1 protein-coding gene is annotated in these 650 nt (G+C 58.8%); it reads left to right on the forward strand.

Going from position 1 to position 650, the window contains the following annotated elements:
* On the forward strand, positions 1 to 650 hold a 650-nt coding region (gene xerC / locus C5471_RS23435), incomplete at both ends, for a site-specific tyrosine recombinase XerC (RefSeq protein ID WP_166296630.1).

Raw genomic sequence — 650 nt, forward strand, 5'->3', positions numbered from 1 at the left:
CCGTTAAGCACCCGGACGCAACGTACCCAACTGGAGCCATTGAAGGTCTGGTTCAAATGGCTGACGAAACAGAACCTGATACTGGCGAACCCGGCGGCGGACCTTGAACTCCCCAGACTGGAAAAGCGGCTGCCAAAATATATCCTGAGCATTGATGAAATCAAGCATATCCTGTCGCTGCCTGACCTGCATACGTTGCAGGGCGCACGTGACCGGGCCCTGATGGAGCTGCTCTGGTCAACGGGGATACGGCGCAGTGAAGCGGCCCGGCTCGATATCTACAGCATTGACGGGTCACGCAAAACCGTGACCATCCGGCAGGGCAAGGGGAATAAAGACCGGGTGTTGCCCCTCGGCGACCGGGCTTTAAGCTGGCTCCAGTTTTATCAGCAACAGGTTCGCCCGCAACTGCTGGTCACCCCGGACATTCAGTCGCTGTTCGTGGCAATGGACGGTCTCGACGGGTTGCAGCCGAACGGTATCACGAATGCCGTGAGCGGTTATATCCGGGCTGCCGGCATCGAGAAAAAAGGTGCCTGCCACCTGTTCCGGCACGCGATGGCAACGCAGATGCTGGAGAACGGGGCGGACCTGCGCTGGATACAGGCGATGTTAGGCCATGCGAGCGTGGAATCCACCCAGGTGTATAC

Origin of the sequence: Photorhabdus tasmaniensis (genome assembly GCF_011189505.1) — a bacterium.
Taxonomy (GTDB): Bacteria; Pseudomonadota; Gammaproteobacteria; order Enterobacterales; family Enterobacteriaceae; genus Photorhabdus; species Photorhabdus tasmaniensis.